Raw genomic sequence first — 17,683 nt, forward strand, 5'->3', positions numbered from 1 at the left:
TTTATTTCGCGATATAGTCACCAATGCCTCCTAGCGGCCCATTCAGACGGGCTAGATACAAGAGATAGTCCGATCGTCAATGTATCTGTTAAATACAGGGGGACTATATGGTCGCGAATAAGTGGCTGATGCTGGGTTGTGCTTCGCTTGCACTGATGTCGGCACCCGCCGGTGCGCAGGCACCTGCCGCCGCTGATGATGTTGCGCGGACGGACGGGCCGATCACCCAGGCCGCCGACATCGTCGTCATTGCCGGGATCGGCTATCGCGACCGCACCGACACGCCCGAACCCGTGCTGAAATATGGCACCGATTATTTCCAGCGGTTCGAGCCGCTGACCGCCGGTGATGCGCTCAAGCGCGTCCCGTCCGTCACCTTCCTGTCGGACGTGATCGAAAGCGACGCGCCGCGTTTGCGCGGTCTGCCGCCGGGCTATACCCAGATTTTGATCAATGGCGAGCGTGTCCCCGGATCGTCCGCCGACCGCAGCTTCTTCCTGGATCGCATTCCTGCCGAGCTGATTTCCAGCGTCGAGATCGTCCGCTCCTCCTCCGCGCGCCGCACGGGTGATGCGGTCGCGGGCACGCTCAACATCAACCTGCGCGACGGCTATGAACTGAATGGCGGTTATGTCCGCGCGGGCGGGCTATATTATGACGACAAGGAAATCGAGCCGAGCCTGGGTCTGGTCTGGGGCGGCCCGGTCGGTCCCGGTCGCCTGCTGCTGGGCGCGAATTTGCAGGGGCGGCACAACCCCAAGCAGAAGAAGAGCCTGCGCTTTGGCGATTCGCCGGAAAACAACGCCGATTACGCCACCGACGATTTCGACAATCGCGAGGACCAGAGCGATACCCGCGATGGCAAGGATTACAGCTTCAACGGCACATATGAGATTGACGCTGGCGACACCAATTTCAAGCTGAACGGCTTTTACGTAAAGACCGACCGGACCGAGACCGAGCGCAGCTTCGAATATGACGACGCCACCGCCATCAACGGCCCGGTGCCGACCGGCAATCTGCTGAGCGACAATGCCAATGTCGCCAAGATCGATCAGGAGAATTTCTCGATCGACGGCAAACTCTCGCACCAATGGGCGGCGGGCAAGACATCGGTGCGCGTGGGCTATGCCCAATTTATCGAGGACCGCCAGGAAACCGAATATGAGATCGGTTTCGATGTCGATGAGGGCGACGACCCGGAATTTGAGGGCGCGCTGACTAGCACCGCGATCAAGGATCGGGAATTTTCGGTCAAGCTGGAGCACGAAATCCCCTTGAACGACACGATGAAGTTCGTGTTCGGTGGCTTCTATCAGGACAAGAATCGCCGTACGGGCATCTTTGAGGCCGAACAGGAAGGCACGGGTAGCTTTGCATGGGACCAGTTCACCCAGAACCCTACCGATCTTGCCACCCCCTTTGACGATGTCGAGGCGATTGATGGCGGCGACAACCGCATCAAGGAAAAGCGCCGCGACGGCTTCGCCCTGATCGAAGGGGATAGCGGCAGCCTGAAATGGGAAGCGGGCCTGCGCTATGAACATACCAAGGTTCGCATCAGCGACTTTACGGTCGCGGCCGCGATCGCTGATCAGGAAAGCGACTATGACGCCTTCCTGCCGTCCGCGTCGTTCAAATATTCGCTGACCGACCATGACCGTATCATTGGGTCGGTTGCCCGCACGCTGCGCCGCCCTGAATTCAACTATCTGACGCCAGCCGTGCTGGAAGAGGAAGTGGGCGACAGCGATCTGCTGGGCAATCCGCAACTCGGCCCGGAAACAGCCTGGGGCTTCGATATCGGCTATGAACATCGCATGGGGTCGGGCGGCATTTTCGGCGTTAACTTCTTCTATCGCGACGTCAAGGATCTGATCGAGCTGACCAATACCGGCGAAGAAGGGTCGGAAGGCGAAGGCACATTCGTCTATCAGCCGATGAATGTCGGCAATGGCAAGGTGTGGGGCGTGGAGTTCGACCTGTCGACCGATCTGGGCTTTGTCGGCCTGCCCAACACCGGCATTTTCGGCAATCTCTCGCTGCTCGACAGCAAGATTACCGACGTGATCGGCGAACGGCGGTTCAACGACCAGTCGAAATATGTCTATAATTTCGGCTTCATCCAGGATTTCCCGCAGGCAGGCGCGGCATTCGGCGCGACCTATCGCAAGCAGGGCAGCGCCTTTGGCCGGGTGATCGCGGAGGAAGTGACCACCACCTATGGCGCGGACCTGGAAATCTTCGTGGAAAAGCGGATCGGCAAAACCTTCACGATTCGCGCGGTCGGGTCCAACCTGCTGAACGGGGCCAAGCGCGAGACGTTCAACAAGTTCGACAATCTGGCAGACCAGATCGACCGCGATTTCGACGAATATGAGCTGGAAAGCGAAAAGGCCGGACCGGTGTTCCAGATCATGGCGCGCTACGCCTTCTGATCTTCGGTCTGCTTCTGGAAAACAGGGAAGGGGGCTGCGGCGGACGCAGCCCCCTTTTTTGTGTCAGGAGGCAGTGTTGAGATAGGCGGCGACGGCATCGACGCTGTCGCCCACAGTATCGACCGCTTCCTCGAGCTCCTCGCGCGACACGTCGAACCGGCGCGTCCAATAATCGATGGCGTCGGCATCATCCAGGCAGACGTGGCTGGCCTCCGGCGGCCCTGCCCGGCTTTGGTCTTGGTTCATCGTTGCGCCCGTCTGCTGAGTCTTTTCGAAGCATCAGCAATGCACAAATGGCGATCCATGTCCGCTTCCCTTTAGGACAGGTTTTGGCCTTCACGACAGGGGGGCGGAGGCCCAGCGGCGCAGTTTGAGGTAGAGGCCGCCGATCACCAGCGCAAAGACCAGGATGGAGAGCGGCACCGCCCAATGGCTTTCCCCGACCAGCGCCAGCGGTGCGTCGCTGTCCGTCGCTGCGACGATCCCGGCGAAGGCGACGCCGAACAGGCTTTCGCCCACGATGAAGCCCGTTGCCATCAGCACGCCCATCCGCTCGGCAAATTCGGGGTGCGACTGGCGCAGTGCCCAGCGATTATAGAGATGGCCGATCACCGCGCCGACCGGGATCAGCAGGGTCAGCGCCATCGGCAGATAGATGCCCATGCCGACTGCCAGCGGCGGCAGGCGCAGCTTGCCCGCCTTGCCCAGCAGTTCGTCGACCAGCACCACGATCGCGCCGATCCCCGCGCCGATGCCGATCAGCCCCCAGTCGAGATCACCGCCCAGCACACCTTTGGCCAGCGCAGAGATGAGCGCGGCCTGCGGGGCGGGCAGGGCGTTCGGCCCGGCACCGGGCGCGCCGGCAAAACCGAAGGCGCTGTTCAAAAGGTCCAGCACCGGCGGGATCACCAGCGCGCCGAACAGCACGCCCAGGATCAGCGCGATCTGCTGCTTCCACGGGGTCGCACCGACCAACTGGCCGGTCTTGAGGTCCTGGAGATTGTCGTTGGAGATGGTCGCTATGCCGAACACGATGGCGGTGGTGAACAGCGCATAGGCGACAAGCGCCTGACTGCGATCCGGGTCGCCGCCCGATCCGTAAATCGCCGCCAGCATGAGCGACGCGCCCAGCACGGCGAGGATGCCGACGCCCGAAATCGGGCTGTTCGACGCGCCGATCAGGCCCGCCATATAGCCGCAGACCGAAGCGATGACGATGCCCGCAACCAGCACATAGGCGAGCGTCAGCGCGATCACCGGAATGGGATTGGCCGCGATCGGGCCGCCCTGTGCGAAAATCCAGAGCAGCACGCCGATCGGCAGCATCGACGCGACGATGGTGCCGCCGACAATGCCGATCGGCAGGTCGCGCTCGGTCAATGCCAGACTGGCGGCATTGCCCGCCTTGCGCGTGGCGTTGGCGACGAGGGCTGAGCGGATGCCGCTGACGATCGGGCCGAGAATCTTGAGCAGGGTCCAGATCGCGGCGACGCCGATCGTGCCGGCGCCGATGAAGCGTGCCTTCATGCGGAAGGTGGTGCCGACCAGGTCTGCCAGGTCCGCGCCAGCGGGGACGGGCGTGGTCAGATAGGGGACGATGCCGACCCAACTGATCAGCAGGCCAACGAACATCGCAACGCCGACCGACAGACCGACCAGATGACCCACGCCGATCAGCGCCATGGAGAAGCTGGTCGACATGGATGTCGCGCCCGCGCCGAATGTGAAGAAGGTGGCGGCTTCCTCGGCCAGCAGTTTCGTCTTGGCGATGATGGAGAAGGCGGCGGCGGCGAGCGCGCTCAGCAGGATGGCGGACAGGCCGCGCTTATTCTCTTCCTCGCCCAGGCGCGATCCGGCTCCGACTTTCAGCACTTCGGCGGCAGCGACGCCTTCGGGATAGGGCAGGTCCGATCCGGTGACGAGCGCGCGGCGCAGAGGGACGGAGTACATGACCCCCAATATGCCGCCCAAGGCGATGGTGCAGGCGGACAGCCAGTAGGGGAAGCCCTGCCACCAGCCGATGATGACGAGGCCGGGCAGCACGAAGATGATGGCCGACAATGTGCCTGCGGCCGATGCGATGGTCTGGACGATATTATTTTCCAGAATCGTGCCGGTGGCAAACAGCCGCAGCACCGCCATGGAGATGACCGCGGCGGGAATCGAGGTAGCGAAGGTCAGGCCGATCTTGAGGCCCAGATAGACGTTGGCGGCGGTGAAGATCAGGGTGATGAGCGCGCCGAGGATGACCCCGCGCAGCGTCAGTTCGGCCATCGCGCTGGCCTGTGCCTTCTCCATTGTCACCCTGAATCCCCTTGGCTTGGCGCTTGTCGTTGGAACTTGTAATAATGTTGCTTGGTTTTGGATCAATCGGAAAGTGCGATCGGGCGGTTTATGACGCCTTTCTTGTCGCGCCCGCGCCAGGCGCGACGCGATCGAGCCAATTGTCGATGAGCTGCGTCCAGCGCTGATAGCCCCGTGGGTTCATGTGCAGCCCGTCTGGGCGAAACAGCGAGGCGTCGGGCAGGCCGTCGCGCGCCAGCAGCACGCTGCCGACATCGAGATAAGTGAAGCGGTCCGCCCCGGCGCGCTTGGCAATCGCCTGGTTGACCGCCGCCATTTTGGGCCACAGCGTCCAGCGGATCGGGCTGGGCTTCAAGGAGAGGAAAGCGATCGGCGCACGCGGATAATCGGTGCGCAGCTGCTTGAGCAGGGTCAATATGTCGTCGGCGACCTTGTCGGGACTCGCGCCTGCGGCCAGATCATTTTCGCCGACATAGACGATGATCGTGCGCGGCTGGATCGGCGGCAGCAGGCGGCGGTAATGGCGCAGCACATCGGGCGTGCTGGCCCCGCCAAAGCCGCGATTGACGGTGGGAATGTCCGTAAAGCTGGCCGCTATGTCCCACAGGCGGATGCTGCTACTGCCCAGGAACAGGGTCGCGCCGTCCACCGGCGGGCTGGCGGTATTGGCTTTGGCAAAGGCCTCAATCTCCCGCGCGAAGGGGAAGGTCGGGTCGGCATTGGGTGGTCGGTCCTGCGCCTGCGCGCTGCCCGCGCCGGGCAGCGCGAGCGCCAGCAGCAAGGCTGCGATCGCCCTAGTGGGGTGGAATTGAAATTCGCCTGCTTTTGCGGCAGGTGCCGGATCGAATTTCAATTCCATAAACCCCACTAGAATCAGATATTTCTAGTGACCCTTTTGAATCTGAAGTCCGCTCAGACCTTTACTCAAAATGTGGCGGACTTCAGATTCGGGTCACTAGTGGCGATGGAGCGGGCGCAGGCGATATTTGCCGTCCGCATAGGCACCGAACATGCCGGTAATGGCGGGATGATCGACCGGCTCGTCGCTGTCGTCGGTGACCAGATTTTGCTGGCTGACATAGGCGACATAGCTGGATTCGCCATTTTCGGCGAGCAGATGGTAGAAGGGCTGTTCCTTGTCCGGCCGCGCATGTTCGGGGATGGCATCATACCATTCCTCGCTATTGGCGAACACCGGATCAATATCGAACACGACGCCGCGAAAGCCGAACAGGCGGTGCTTGACGACGTCGCCAATGCTGAAGCGGGCATGGACAATCGGCGGGGCGGTGACGCCAGTGCCGAAAATCTGAATCGTGTCTCTCATATGTCCAATTTAGGACTGTTCGCCTGTCACACAAGAAAAATACCGACAAGGCTGCTTGGCAAGGCGGGAATCATTCGCTAATGGCCGCGCTCGACCCGGTTGGGACGGGCTTTTCCTGTGCGAAAAGCCGCATGTCCCGGCCTTCTGCGGAGAGGTGGCAGAGTGGTCGAATGCACCGCACTCGAAATGCGGCGTGCCGGTGACGGTACCCAGGGTTCGAATCCCTGCCTCTCCGCCAGTTTCCCTTGAAACCATTGCTGGAACAGGGATTTTGCACGATAGGGATGATGGTCCCCATGTCGTCGCTCCCCATCCTCTACAGCTTCCGCCGCTGCCCCTATGCGATCCGCGCGCGGCTGGCTTTGCTGGTGAGCGGGCAGGCGGTGGTGCTGCGCGAAGTCGTGTTGCGCGACAAGCCGGACGCGCTGCGGCAGGCGTCCCTAAAGGCGACGGTGCCGGTGCTGGTGTTGCCCGACGGGCAGGTGATCGACCAGAGTCTGGACATCATGCGCTGGGCGCTCGGCCGGTCCGACCCGGAGGGGTGGCTGATGCGCGACGATGTCGGGCTGGTCGCGGCCAATGACGGTCCGTTCAAGGCGCATCTGGACCGCACCAAATATCCCGACCGCCATGGCAGCGATCCGGCGGTTCACCGCGCCGCGGCGCTTGACTGGTTGCATAGGCTCGACCGGCGGTTGGGCGGAAGCGATCAGCTATGCGGTGCGACGCGGGGCCTCGCCGACATGGCGATTATCCCCTTCGTTCGCCAGTTTGCGGCGATCGACCCGGCCTGGTTTGCGGCGCAGGCGCTGCCCCATCTGCGCCGCTGGCTCGACGGTCATTTGCAAGGCTCTCTGTTCGCCGCCGCCATGGTGCGCATCCCGCCCTGGCGCGAGGGCGACGCGCCAGTGGTTTTTGCGCCCGCAAAGGACGCGCCCGGCGATTTTTGAGTTTTACGCGAAATATTTGCAGATAATTCGGACAAAATCCTAACTGCTGGCAAAATATTCAGAATACTTTAACAAAGCGCCATAAAGAACCTCGTTCTTCCGGGATTTTTTCAAACTGGCACGCCTCCTGCAAAGCTGTTGGCATGATCCAAAACGGATCGCCAACCATTGTTCAGGGAAGGACATATATCATGAAGACCATCGCTTTCGCCGCCGCCGTTGTCGCCGCCACCGTCGCCGTTTCGGCTGCCAGCACCCCGGCTTTCGCCCAGTCGCATGGCAGCTTTGGCAAGGCCAAGGTGACCTATGACGCCAAGACCGACCGCTATTGCTTCCGCGAAACCGTGACCGGTTCGCTGGTCCCCGTGACTCAGTGCCAGTCGAAGGCTGAATGGGCGCGCAACGGCCTGACCATCAGCCGCAAGTCGAGCGTCCAGCTGGCCCAGCGCTGATGCTATCGCAGGCACCCGCTCCTGGGGAGCGGGCCCTGCCCGTAATGGAGACGGGTGGCCGGTCCTGCCAGACCGGCCTGACCCGATTCTGGCGACCATCGCCTTAGATACCGGTCATGCCCCAATATCCGTCATTTTCAGGCGATAGCCGATCCCCGGTTCGTTGCAGATGATCTGCGGTCGTTGCGGGTCTGCCTCCAGCTTCTGGCGCAGGGTGCGAACCAGGACGCGCAGATATTCGACATGATGGGCATATTCGTTGGGCCAGACCTGATCCATGATCTGCTTGTGGGTGATCACCCGGCCGGGAAAGCGGGCAAGCTGGGCCAGCACCCCATATTCCTTGGGCGTCAGATGCACTTCCTGTCCGTCGCGCGTCACGACATGGGCCAGCAGGTCGATAACGATATTGCCGGCCTGCAACTGCGCGGCACTGCCCGCGCGGGCCAGCCGGTTACGCAGCGCCACCCGCACCCGCGCCAGCAGTTCGTCGGTATCGAACGGCTTGGTCAGATAATCGTCCGCACCCAGATCGAGCGCCGCGACCTTCTCGTCCGTGCCGTCGCGCGCCGACAGGATGATCAGCGTCGTGTCCGTCTCCTTCTTGATCAGCGGCACCAGTTCCAGCCCGTCGCGATCGGGTAGGCCGAGATCCAGCAGGGTTATCGCAGGACGCACCCGGCGCAACGCCTCCATCCCCTCCCGCGCGGTCGCGGCTTCCACCGTGTCATAGTCGGCGCGGGTCAGCGCGGCCTGGACCAGACGGCGGATCTGCGGTTCGTCGTCGATGATGAGCAGGCAGTGGCGCAGGGTCATGGATGGTTTCCGTCAACGGGGGGATCGGACAGGATGAGCGGCTGGGGCAGTATCAGGGTGAAGCAGGCACCGACCGGATCGGTCAAGGCCGGATCTGTCATTGTGCGTGCTGCAACGCTCATGCCCATGGCTTGGGGGAACGCCTCGACGATGGCATGGCCGCGGCGCAACGCCGCGCAAAAGCATTTCTGTCCTCCTCCCCAGCATTGCTTGAGCGACGTTTGTCTATAGGATCGATAGATAAGTTGCATGAATCGGCGCGGAGGATGCATGATCGGACGGCAGGGACAGGATGGGCGCTTTGCCCGGTTGCGGGCGCGACTGGCGCAGGCGCTGTTGCGTGAACCCACGGTGGTCCTGCTGGAACGGGACGCTGACGCCTTCATGTTGGCGCGCGGTCAGGGCGACCGAACCGGCCAGCCGTTTGAAGCGATCCGCTGACCCCTTCGCAACCGCAATATCCACCCTATATTGCGCCGGTCTTTCACGCTCATGCAAGGAGCCTTCATGGCCACGAACCCCCGCACCGTGACCCGCGCGGTCGATCCGCTGTTTCTGGAACGCTGGTCGCCACGCGCTTTTGACAGCTCGCCAATCCCGCAGGCAGACCTCGACACGCTGTTCGATGCGGCCCGCTGGGCGCCGTCGGCGTTTAATTATCAGCCCTGGCGCTTTCTCTATGCCCATCGCGACAGCGCGGACTGGACCCGGTTTCTTGGCGTCCTGCTGCCGTTCAACCAGAGCTGGGTGCAACATGCCGGTGCGCTGGTCTATATCCTGTCCGACACGCTGACTGCCGCGCCGGGATCGGACGATTTCAAGCCGTCGCACAGCCACAGTTTCGATGCGGGCGCTGCCTGGGCCTTGCTGGCGTTGCAGGCGACCCGGCTGGGCTATCACACCCATGCAATGAGCGGCGTGGATTTCGAGGCCGCCCGCACCGAGCTGGCCGTGCCGGATCGTTTCCGTATCGAAGCGGCAGTGGCGATCGGGCGGATGGGCGACAAGTCGGTGTTACCCGAAGCCTTGCAGGCGCGCGAAGTGCCAAGCGATCGCAAGGATATCGCAGCGTTCGCCCGGCCGGGTAATTTCGTGGATTAGGGCTTCAGCCGGACTCGGCGAGCGGCAGCGTCATATCCTGCGCCACCCGCGCGCCGAGCATCCGGCCGGATAGCCAGGCCAGTTCCACGCGCGGCCCCAGCAGCCAGTCGCCGCACGCGCCCAGCCGGATATGATCGTTCCACAGCGCGCCATTGTCGGTGCCGCGCGTCATGGCAAAGCGCCAGCGATGCGCGGTCAGGTGTGCCACTGGCGGCAGCCCTGCGCCGCCCGTCATCTGCCCCAGCGCATCGAGCAGCAGCGGACCGATGACGTGTGGATTTTCCTCCAGATGCGCCGCCGACCAGGCACCATTGGCCTGCACGACCCAGGCTTCCGGCCCGTCGCGGCCCGGCTTTGCGCTGTTGCGCGCCGCCCATGACAGGATGCCGCCGCCGCTGACATGATCGACCGGCAGGTCGACCGGCTCGTCAAAGGCGATCATTGCGGTCCAGCAGGGTTGCGAGCGCGCCGTCATCGCCACCCGCGCCATCGCCAGATCATGCAGGCCCAATATGGACGCAGCCTGTTCGGACGGCAGCGCGACGATCGCGGCGTCAAATGGCCCCTCCATGCCTGTGTCCAGCCGCACCCACCACCCAGCGGCATCGCGTTGCAGGCCATGGACGTGATGCTGGAAATCGACCTGATGGGCTGCCGCCATATGGCGGATCGGCGCATTCATGGCCGGGTTGCCGATCCAGGCGTCGGCACCGGCTTCGGGCCAGGGGACGACGACCCCGGCCGCAGCCCAGGCATCGACCTGATCGCGGAACAGCGGATCGCGCACGGTAAAATATTGCGCGCCATGGTCGAAAGTGGCGGTGCCAGCGGAGGTTTCGACCCGGCGGGTCGACATGCGCCCGCCCGGCCCGCGCCCCTTGTCGAACAGGCGCACGGCAACGCCGTCCTCCGCCAGCCGGTCGGCACAGGCCAGCCCAGCCATGCCTGCGCCTATGATCGCCAGCGTCACCCTGTCATGCCCCGTTTCAATAACCCATCAACGCGAGCAGTTCGCGGCGGCTGGCACGATCGTCGAGAAAACAGCCGAGCAGGCGGCTGGTGACCATGGCGACGCCGGGGGTGCGGACGCCGCGCCCGGTCATGCAGCCATGCTGCGCCTCTATCACCACGGCAACGCCATGGGGCTGAAGATGGTCCTGAATGCTCTGCGCGACTTCCGCGGTCAGCCGTTCCTGCACCTGCAACCGTCGGGCAAAGCCGTGCAGCACGCGGGCGAGTTTGGATATGCCCACCACCCGGTCGCGCGGCAGATAGGCGATCGACGCCTTGCCGGTGATCGGCGCCATATGATGTTCGCAATGCGACTGGAACGGAATGTCCTTCAGCAGCACGATCTCGTCATAACCGCCCACTTCCTGAAAGGTGCGGGACAGATGGCGACCGGGATCTTCCTCATAGCCGGTGCAATAGTCGCGCCATGCCCGACCGACCCGTGCAGGCGTATCGCGCAAGCCTTCGCGTTCCGGGTCGTCCCCGGCCCAGCGAATAAGCGTACGCACCGCGTCCTGCACGGCCTGCGGCACGAGCGGGCGTCCTTCATCGTCGAAGGCATAATCGCCAAGATCGCCGGGGATGAAATTCATGGCCTTTCCCTTTCGTTCATCAGGGGCCTGATGCAGCCTGCTTGCGGCAGGCAGGGCATTTGGGGCAACATGCCCAAAGGGGCATCGCATCCGCCGATCGCCCGCCAGTCTGTGAGTGACCATGTCCTTGTCCGAAATGATCGCCAACAGCGCGATCGCCGCCGTGATCAGCAACCCGCGCCTGCCCGACAATCCCATTGTCGAATGTAATGAAGCGTTCATCGCGCTGACCGGCTATACGCGGGATGAAATTGTCGGGCGCAACTGCCGCTTCCTGTCCGGGCCGGATACCGAACCCTGGCTGACAGAAACGATCCGCACTGGCGTGCGCGAACGGCGGCCGGTGCTGGTGGAAATATTAAACTATCGCAAGGACGGCACGCCGTTCCGCAACGCCGTGATGGTCGCGCCGATCTTTGGCGTGGATGGTGAACTGGATTATTTTCTGGGGTCACAAATGGCGGTGGAAACCCCGGACGTTGCCGGGGCGGAACGATCGTCGGGCGCGCGCGAACGGATCGCCGCGCTGACATCGCGCCAGCGCGACGTGCTGATCGCGATGGCGGCGGGCAAGCTCAACAAGCAAATCGCCTGGGATCTGGGCCTGACCGAACGCACCGTGAAGATGCACCGCGCCGCGATGCTGAAAGCGTTGGGCGTCAGGACCGGGGCTGAGGGAATCAGGCTGGCGATCGAGGCTGGCTATTAAGGCGCTCAACTAATGTGGGTGCTGCTGGGCATTGCGGTGATCGTTGCGGGTTTCGTGCTGCGCTTCAACCCGCTGCTCGTCATCCTGGCGTCAGCGGTCGTGACGGGGATCGCAGCAGGGCTTGATCCGCTCGCTATCCTCGCCGCCTTCGGCAAGGCGTTCAACGAGGCGCGCTATGTCAGCATCATCTGGATCGTGCTGCCGGTCGTCGCCCTGCTGGAGGCGCATGGGTTGCAGGAGCGGGCGCGCGGGCTGATCGGACGGATGCGCGGGGCGACGGTGGGCCGGTTCCTGACGGGCTATCTGCTGGTGCGGCAGGGTCTGGCCGCAGTGGGGCTGACATCGGTGGCGGGTCATGCGCAAACCGTGCGCCCGCTGGTCGCGCCCATCGCGGAGGCCGCCGCTGAACGGCAGGCGGGCGATCTGGACGATACGGAGCGCGAGAAGGTCAAGGCGATGGCGGCGGCGACCGACAATGTCGGGCTGTTCTTTGGCGAGGATATCTTCCTTGCCATCGGATCGATCCTGCTGATCAAGGGGCTGCTGGAGCAATATGGCATCAACCTTGAACCGCTCCAGCTGTCGGTCTGGGCGATCCCGACCGCGATCGCCGCTTTCCTGATCCACGGGTTCAGGCTGTGGCGGCTCGATCGTCGTCTGAACCGGGCGGATCGGCCATGATCACGCTGCACTGGGTCTATGCGCTGGCCGGGGCGATCTTCGCCGCCTTTGCGCTGCTGGGCGTGGCCGACAAAAGCAATACGCGCGCCCGGCGAACAGCGGCCTTCTGGGCGCTGCTGGCCCTGTCGATGTGGGCCGGGGATGCGCTGGGCGACCTTGGCAATGGCGTGCTGGTGCTGGGGCTGGTGGGACTGGCCGCATCCGGGCTGGGCCGGGGCAGCGGCGCGGTGGCGGATGCTGTGCGACAGGAGCGGGCGGGGCGTTTCGGCAATGGACTGTTCGCCGTTGCGCTGGTCATTCCGGTGACCGCGCTGGTCGGCACGCTGCTGTTCAAGGAGATGCCCGGCTGGGTCGATGGCAAGCAGGCGACGCTCATTGCGCTGGCACTGGGCGTGCTGATCGCGCTGGTCGTGGGGTGTCTGTGGCTGCGGGCGTCGCCGGTCGTGCCGTTGCAACAGGGCCGGCGGCTGATGGACCAGGTCGGTTGGGCGGCGATATTGCCGCAGATGCTCGCCAGCCTGGGCGCAGTATTCGCGCTCGCCGGGGTGGGCGATGCGGTCGGCGGGCTGGTCAGCCAGGCGATCCCGCAGGGCAGTCTGCTCGGCGCAGTGATCGCTTATGGCCTTGGCATGGCGCTGTTCACCATCGTCATGGGCAATGCCTTTGCCGCCTTCCCGGTGATGACCGCCGCGATCGGCGTGCCGTTGCTGATCCGCACCTATCATGGCGATCCCGCGATCGTCTGCGCCATCGGGATGCTGGCGGGTTTCTGCGGCACGCTGCTGACGCCGATGGCGGCCAATTTCAACCTGGTCCCCGCCGCCCTGTTGGAACTCAAGGACAAGCATGGCGTCATTAGGCAGCAGGTCGGCACCGCCCTGCCGCTGCTCGCCGTCAATATCGCCCTCATTTACTGGCTGGCTTTTCCATGACGCACCTGACCCCCGACATGGCCAATCGCTTTGCCGCGCTGACCCTGTCTCATCTGGGGCGGCGTTACCCCTACAAGATGGATCTGGTGCTGGCAGGGCCGCAGGATGCGCGCGAACCGGCCGATCATCACCCGATCTTCCATGGCAGTTTCGACTGGCACAGCTGCGTCCATGGCTGGTGGCAGGTGATGCGGCTGTTGCGCCGTTACCCGGCCATGCCACAGGCTGCTACGATCCGGGCGCAGGCCGACGCGATGCTGGTGCCGGACAAGGTGGCGGGCGAACTCGCCTTTCTCGCGCGGCCCACCGCCACCGGTTTCGAACGACCCTATGGCTGGGCGTGGGCGCTGGCACTGCATGGCGAACTGGCGCGGCACGATGCGCCCTGGGCAGCGGCAGTCGAGCCGCTGGCGCTGGCCTTCGCGGCGCGCTTCCATGGCTTCCTGCCCAAGCTCACCTATCCGCTGCGGGTCGGCACCCATTTCAACATCGCCTTCGCGCTGGTGCTGGCGCTGGAATGGGCCGAGGCGCGCGATCCCGCGCTGGTGGCGCTGATCCGCGACCGGGCGCTGCACTGGTTCGGCAAGGATCGCGCCTGTCAGGCGTGGGAGCCGGGCGGCGATGAATTTCTCTCGCCCGCTCTGTGCGAAGCGCTGCTGATGAGCCGCCTGCTGCCGCGCGCTGATTTCGCCGACTGGTTTCACGCCTTCCTGCCGCATCTGGCGCAGGGCGAACCGGCGACGCTTTTCACCCCGGCAACCGTGTCCGACCGCAGCGATGGCAAGATCGCCCATCTCGATGGCTTGAACCTCAGCCGCGGCTGGTGCTGGCGCGCGATTGCCGCGGCGCTGGGACCGGACGACCCGGTTTCGCCGCTTGCGATCGACGCGGCGCAGCGCCACATCGCCGCCAGCCTGCCCCATGTCGCGGGCGACTATATGGGGGAACATTGGCTGGCGACGTTTGCGCTGCTGGCGCTGGAATGAACCTCCCCGGCACGGGGAGGTGGCAGCCCGCAGGGCTGACGGAGGGGGCTATCGACGGGACGCCCCCCGGACCGATCAGTCGCGCAGCAGATCGTTGATCCCGGTCTTGGACCGCGTCTGGGCGTCCACCCGCTTGACGATGACCGCGCAATAGAGGCTGGGGCCGGGCGTGCCGTCGGGCAGGGGCTTGCCGGGCAGGCTGCCGGGGACGATCACCGAGTAAGGCGGCACTTCGCCCATGAATATTTCGCCGGTCGCGCGGTCGATAACCTTGGTCGACTGGCCGATGAACACGCCCATCGACAGGACCGATCCCTTGCCGATGCGGACGCCTTCGACCACTTCGGACCGCGCGCCGATGAAGCAGTCATCCTCGATGATGACGGGATCGGCCTGCAACGGCTCCAGCACGCCGCCAATGCCGACGCCGCCCGACAGATGGACATTCTTGCCGATCTGGGCGCAGCTGCCGACCGTCACCCAGGCGTCGACCATCGTGCCTTCATCGACGAATGCGCCGATATTGACGAAGCTGGGCATCAGGATCGCATTCTTGGCGATATGCGCGCCAGCGCGGGCAAAGGCGCCCGGCACCGCGCGGAAACCGGCGGCGCGAAATTCCGCCTCGCCCCATCCGGCGAATTTGCTCGGCACCTTGTCCCACCAGAAACCGCCGCCGGGGCCGTTTTCGATCAGCGCATTGTCGTTGAGGCGGAAGGAAAGCAGCACCGCCTTTTTGAGCCACTGGTTGACCTGCCAGCCGCCATCGACCGGCTCGGCGACACGGGCCTTGCCGCTGTCGAGCAGTGCCAGAGCCTGATTCACGGCGTCGCGCACCGGCCCTTGCGTGGTCAGGCTCACATTGGCCCGGTCCTCCCAGGCGGCGTCGATTATGGTTTGCAGGTCGGTCATGCATTGTCCCCAAGTATGCTGGCCAGAAAAGGCCTCAGATGGTCGGTCTCAAAATCGATAAAATCGGGATGATGGTCATGATTGCCCGCTTCGGAGCCATTATTGACCCAGATCGTCGCCATGCCGATCGCCTTGGCGGGCCGCAAATTGCGGGCCATATCCTCGAAAAAGGCGGCGCGGGTCGGATCGACATCATGGACCCGGCACAATTCGGCATAGCCCGACGGGTCGGGCTTGGGCACATATTGGCAGGCGTGAATGTCGTGGATCTGCTCGAACAGGTCGGAAAGGCCCAGTCTCTCCAGCACGCGGCCCGCATAGGCTGCATCACCATTGGTGAAGATCAGGCGGCGGCCCGGCAAAGCGGCAATATGGGCGTTCAGATCGGCATCGACCGCCAGCCGGTCCATCGAAATGTCATGGACATAGTCGAGGAATTCGCGCGGCTCGATACAATGATGGTGCATCAGCCCCGACAGGGTGGTGCCATGCTCCATGAAATACCGCTTCTGCGTCTGCCGCGCGGCCACCGGGTCGCACCCCAGCAACCCCTGGATAAACTCGCCCATCTTCACGTCGATCAGCGCGAACAGGTCCGCCTTCGCCGGATAGAGCGTGTTGTCCAGATCGAAGATCCAGGTGTCGACATGGGCCAGATCGCCAAGCATGGCCGCGCCCTAGTCCTGTGCGCGGGCGAGGGCAAGAGCCACAACAAACCTTCTCCCCGTGGGGGAGAAGGATACGCAGCCTTGGCCCGAAGGGCCTAGGCGAAGTTGGAAGAGGGGGATGGGCATGGCGTGCGGCGCACCCCCTCTCCGGCTGCGACTAGGCGGCAAAGCCGCCAAGTCTCGCTTCCCTCTCCATGGGGAGAGGGGGTCAGCCGCACCCCAGCGGCTCGCTGTCATGATAAAAGGCCTGCACCGCCTGCCACGCCTCCTCGGCACTTTCGACCCAGGTGATGAGGTTGAGGTCGGCGGGCGCGATCACGCCCTCATCGGCCAGCGCCTCGAAATCGACCACCCGGTTCCAGAAGGCCTTGCCGAACAGCAGGATCGGGATCGGCTTCATCTTGCCGGTCTGGATCAGGGTCAGCAGCTCGAACATCTCGTCGAACGTGCCGAACCCGCCGGGAAACACCGCCAGCGCCCGCGCGCGCAGCAGGAAGTGCATCTTGCGCAGCGCGAAATAGTGGAACTGGAAACTCAGCTCCGGGGTGACGAAGCGATTGGGTGCCTGTTCGTGGGGCAGGACGATGTTCATGCCGATCGTGGTCTGGCCGACATCAGCCGCGCCGCGATTGGCCGCCTCCATGATCGAGGGGCCGCCGCCCGAACAAACGACGAAGTGACGGCATCCCGCCTCATTCACCGGATATTGCGCCGCGATGCTCGCCAGCTTGCGGGCTTCATCATAATAATGGGCTTTCTTGCCCAGATTTTCGGCAATCCGCTTCAGCTCTGGCGTGGTCGCCGCGTCGATCCGCGCCTGCACCTGATCGGGTTCGGGAATCCGCGCGGAGCCATAGAAAACGAAGGTCGATTCGATTCGCGCCTCGTCCATCAGCAATTGCGGCTTCAACAGCTCCAGCTGGAAGCGGACCGGGCGCAAATCTTCGCGCAACAGAAATTCGGTGTCCTGAAAGGCCAGCCGATAGGCGCTGCTGCTGGTCTGGGGTGTGTCGATCGCCTTGCGGGCGTCTGCCGCCTCCTGCCGTGCGGGGCGGAATTTGGGTTCTTCAATGTCTTTCTTTGTCATCCCCACGACGTAAGGGGCGCGGATGACATTGCCAAGACGGCTTACCTGCAAAACCCGCCCTTGCCCCCCATGTCGAAATGAAAATGGTCGTGATGGGCCGCGTTATAATCGGGGCTGAGAACGGTGTTGAACCGCTTGCAGGCGCTGGCATGGACGATTTTCAGGAACTGGCGCGTTTCCCGGTCGCCGCTCCAGCCTTGCTCGACGCTGATCCTGCGCCCGTCCGCCAGCACGAAGGCGGCAATGTCGATCGCGTTGCTGTGCGCATGTTCGGACAATTTGCCGCTGCCCGCGATCGGGCGGCAATTATAGGTGCCGAATGTCTCGATCCGCACAATCTCCGTCCCCAATATGGTGCGCGCGGCGGGTTGCACCCCATAGCGCGCCCAGGCCGCGAAATTGGCCGCCAGCTGGCAGGTCATCGCCCCCAGATTGGTCGCAGGCACGCCAAAGTCGATCAGCTTGACGCTCCCCACCGCGCTGCATCCGCCGCCAAATGTCCGGTCGGGCAGCGGGGTGTAGGCGATCGCCTGCGCATTGAGTTTCGCCAGACACTGACGCACTTCCATCGGCGGCGGCGCTGCGGGTCGGACGGGCTTGGAGACTCGCGCCACCCGCCCGCGCGGCACCAGATCGCCGCCGCACGCGCTCAGCATCATCGCCATCGTCACGGCCAGCGCCGCGCCGCGAAACATCCTCATCGTCATCGCCCGCTC

At 63.9% G+C, this 17,683-nt stretch carries 20 protein-coding genes and 1 tRNA gene; 10 read left to right on the forward strand and 11 right to left on the reverse strand.

All coding sequences use genetic code 11. The features are described from left to right. The first annotated feature begins 107 nt into the window (after positions 1–107). Positions 108–2,438: a TonB-dependent receptor gene (locus tag Q0D44_RS11250; RefSeq protein WP_294136626.1), complete on the forward strand. Its 2,331-nt coding sequence runs from the start codon at positions 108–110 to the stop codon at positions 2,436–2,438. 63 nt (positions 2,439–2,501) lie between these two features. Here the strand turns inward: Q0D44_RS11250 and Q0D44_RS11255 are convergent, their stop codons facing one another. From Q0D44_RS11255 to hspQ, 4 genes are all read right to left on the reverse strand, one after another. After that, positions 2,502–2,684, reverse strand: a complete 183-nt coding sequence (locus Q0D44_RS11255) for a DUF3606 domain-containing protein (protein WP_294136627.1) — start codon at positions 2,682–2,684, stop codon at positions 2,502–2,504. A 90-nt stretch (positions 2,685–2,774) separates the two neighbouring features. Beyond that, positions 2,775–4,742 (reverse strand): oligopeptide transporter, OPT family, encoded by a 1,968-nt coding sequence (locus Q0D44_RS11260; RefSeq protein WP_294136629.1) that lies wholly within the window; start codon positions 4,740–4,742, stop codon positions 2,775–2,777. An 88-nt stretch (positions 4,743–4,830) separates the two neighbouring features. Further along, positions 4,831–5,601: a GDSL-type esterase/lipase family protein gene (locus Q0D44_RS11265; RefSeq protein ID WP_294136631.1), complete on the reverse strand. Its 771-nt coding sequence runs from the start codon at positions 5,599–5,601 to the stop codon at positions 4,831–4,833. A gap of 96 nt (positions 5,602–5,697) precedes the next feature. After that, entirely contained in the window at positions 5,698–6,069 is a 372-nt protein-coding gene (gene hspQ / locus Q0D44_RS11270; RefSeq protein ID WP_217674111.1) for a heat shock protein HspQ, read from the reverse strand. Between the two features lie 148 nt (positions 6,070–6,217). Between hspQ and Q0D44_RS11275 the strand changes: the two genes are divergently transcribed. The 3 genes from Q0D44_RS11275 (at position 6,218) to Q0D44_RS11285 (ending at position 7,471) form a co-directional block, all read left to right on the forward strand. Next, positions 6,218–6,307: transfer RNA gene (locus tag Q0D44_RS11275), tRNA-Ser, on the forward strand. A 58-nt stretch (positions 6,308–6,365) separates the two neighbouring features. Next, positions 6,366–7,019 carry a glutathione S-transferase gene (locus Q0D44_RS11280; protein WP_294136636.1) on the forward strand — a complete coding sequence of 218 codons (654 nt, stop codon included), beginning with the start codon at positions 6,366–6,368 and terminating at the stop codon, positions 7,017–7,019. Between the two features lie 191 nt (positions 7,020–7,210). Continuing rightward, complete coding sequence (locus Q0D44_RS11285; RefSeq protein WP_294136638.1) at positions 7,211–7,471, forward strand: hypothetical protein; 261 nt, start codon at positions 7,211–7,213, stop codon at positions 7,469–7,471. Between the two features lie 114 nt (positions 7,472–7,585). Here the strand turns inward: Q0D44_RS11285 and Q0D44_RS11290 are convergent, their stop codons facing one another. Then, positions 7,586–8,287 carry a response regulator transcription factor gene (locus Q0D44_RS11290; RefSeq protein WP_294136639.1) on the reverse strand — a complete coding sequence of 234 codons (702 nt, stop codon included), beginning with the start codon at positions 8,285–8,287 and terminating at the stop codon, positions 7,586–7,588. Positions 8,288–8,557: 270 nt separating this feature from the next. Here Q0D44_RS11290 and Q0D44_RS11295 point away from each other — a divergent pair, with 270 nt between their 5' ends. Together Q0D44_RS11295 and Q0D44_RS11300 are read left to right on the forward strand one after the other, a co-directional pair. Next, positions 8,558–8,728, forward strand: a complete 171-nt coding sequence (locus Q0D44_RS11295) for a hypothetical protein (RefSeq protein ID WP_294136641.1) — start codon at positions 8,558–8,560, stop codon at positions 8,726–8,728. Positions 8,729–8,794: 66 nt separating this feature from the next. Next, the gene (locus Q0D44_RS11300) at positions 8,795–9,388 is read left to right on the forward strand and encodes a nitroreductase family protein (protein ID WP_294136643.1); all 594 of its coding nucleotides are present in this window, start codon (positions 8,795–8,797) and stop codon (positions 9,386–9,388) included. 4 nt (positions 9,389–9,392) lie between these two features. On the opposite strand, the gene Q0D44_RS11305 is transcribed toward Q0D44_RS11300, so the two are convergent. Both Q0D44_RS11305 and folE read right to left on the reverse strand, forming a co-directional pair. Beyond that, on the reverse strand, positions 9,393–10,358 hold the full coding sequence (locus tag Q0D44_RS11305; protein WP_294136645.1) for an NAD(P)-binding protein: 966 nt from the start codon (positions 10,356–10,358) through the stop codon (positions 9,393–9,395). A 16-nt stretch (positions 10,359–10,374) separates the two neighbouring features. Next, complete coding sequence (gene folE / locus Q0D44_RS11310; protein ID WP_119750327.1) at positions 10,375–10,992, reverse strand: GTP cyclohydrolase I FolE; 618 nt, start codon at positions 10,990–10,992, stop codon at positions 10,375–10,377. 121 nt (positions 10,993–11,113) lie between these two features. Here folE and Q0D44_RS11315 point away from each other — a divergent pair, with 121 nt between their 5' ends. From Q0D44_RS11315 to Q0D44_RS11330, 4 genes are read left to right on the forward strand one after another with little or no spacing between them, the layout of a single operon-like run. Continuing rightward, positions 11,114–11,701: a PAS domain-containing protein gene (locus tag Q0D44_RS11315; RefSeq protein ID WP_294136649.1), complete on the forward strand. Its 588-nt coding sequence runs from the start codon at positions 11,114–11,116 to the stop codon at positions 11,699–11,701. Positions 11,702–11,713: 12 nt separating this feature from the next. Next, positions 11,714–12,382: a DUF969 domain-containing protein gene (locus Q0D44_RS11320; RefSeq protein ID WP_294136653.1), complete on the forward strand. Its 669-nt coding sequence runs from the start codon at positions 11,714–11,716 to the stop codon at positions 12,380–12,382. After that, positions 12,379–13,314: a DUF979 domain-containing protein gene (locus Q0D44_RS11325; protein WP_294136655.1), complete on the forward strand. Its 936-nt coding sequence runs from the start codon at positions 12,379–12,381 to the stop codon at positions 13,312–13,314. The genes Q0D44_RS11320 and Q0D44_RS11325 overlap by 4 nt, the downstream gene beginning before the upstream one ends. Continuing rightward, positions 13,311–14,300 (forward strand): DUF2891 domain-containing protein, encoded by a 990-nt coding sequence (locus Q0D44_RS11330; RefSeq protein ID WP_294136656.1) that lies wholly within the window; start codon positions 13,311–13,313, stop codon positions 14,298–14,300. The genes Q0D44_RS11325 and Q0D44_RS11330 overlap by 4 nt, the downstream gene beginning before the upstream one ends. Positions 14,301–14,375: 75 nt before the next feature. Here Q0D44_RS11330 and dapD read toward each other — a convergent pair whose 3' ends face one another. From dapD to Q0D44_RS11350, 4 genes are all read right to left on the reverse strand, one after another. Next, complete coding sequence (gene dapD, locus Q0D44_RS11335; RefSeq protein ID WP_294136657.1) at positions 14,376–15,212, reverse strand: 2,3,4,5-tetrahydropyridine-2,6-dicarboxylate N-succinyltransferase; 837 nt, start codon at positions 15,210–15,212, stop codon at positions 14,376–14,378. Next, positions 15,209–15,880, reverse strand: coding sequence for a pyrimidine 5'-nucleotidase (locus Q0D44_RS11340; protein ID WP_294136659.1), 672 nt, complete (start codon positions 15,878–15,880; stop codon positions 15,209–15,211). The genes dapD and Q0D44_RS11340 overlap by 4 nt, the downstream gene beginning before the upstream one ends. 208 nt (positions 15,881–16,088) lie before the next feature. Further along, the gene (locus tag Q0D44_RS11345; protein WP_294136777.1) at positions 16,089–16,967 is read right to left on the reverse strand and encodes a TIGR00730 family Rossman fold protein; all 879 of its coding nucleotides are present in this window, start codon (positions 16,965–16,967) and stop codon (positions 16,089–16,091) included. Between the two features lie 41 nt (positions 16,968–17,008). Further along, positions 17,009–17,674: an extensin family protein gene (locus Q0D44_RS11350; protein ID WP_294136661.1), complete on the reverse strand. Its 666-nt coding sequence runs from the start codon at positions 17,672–17,674 to the stop codon at positions 17,009–17,011. Positions 17,675–17,683: the final 9 nt, after the last annotated feature.

Source organism: Sphingobium sp., assembly GCA_023266575.1.
In the GTDB taxonomy this organism is placed as follows: Bacteria; Pseudomonadota; Alphaproteobacteria; order Sphingomonadales; family Sphingomonadaceae; genus Sphingobium.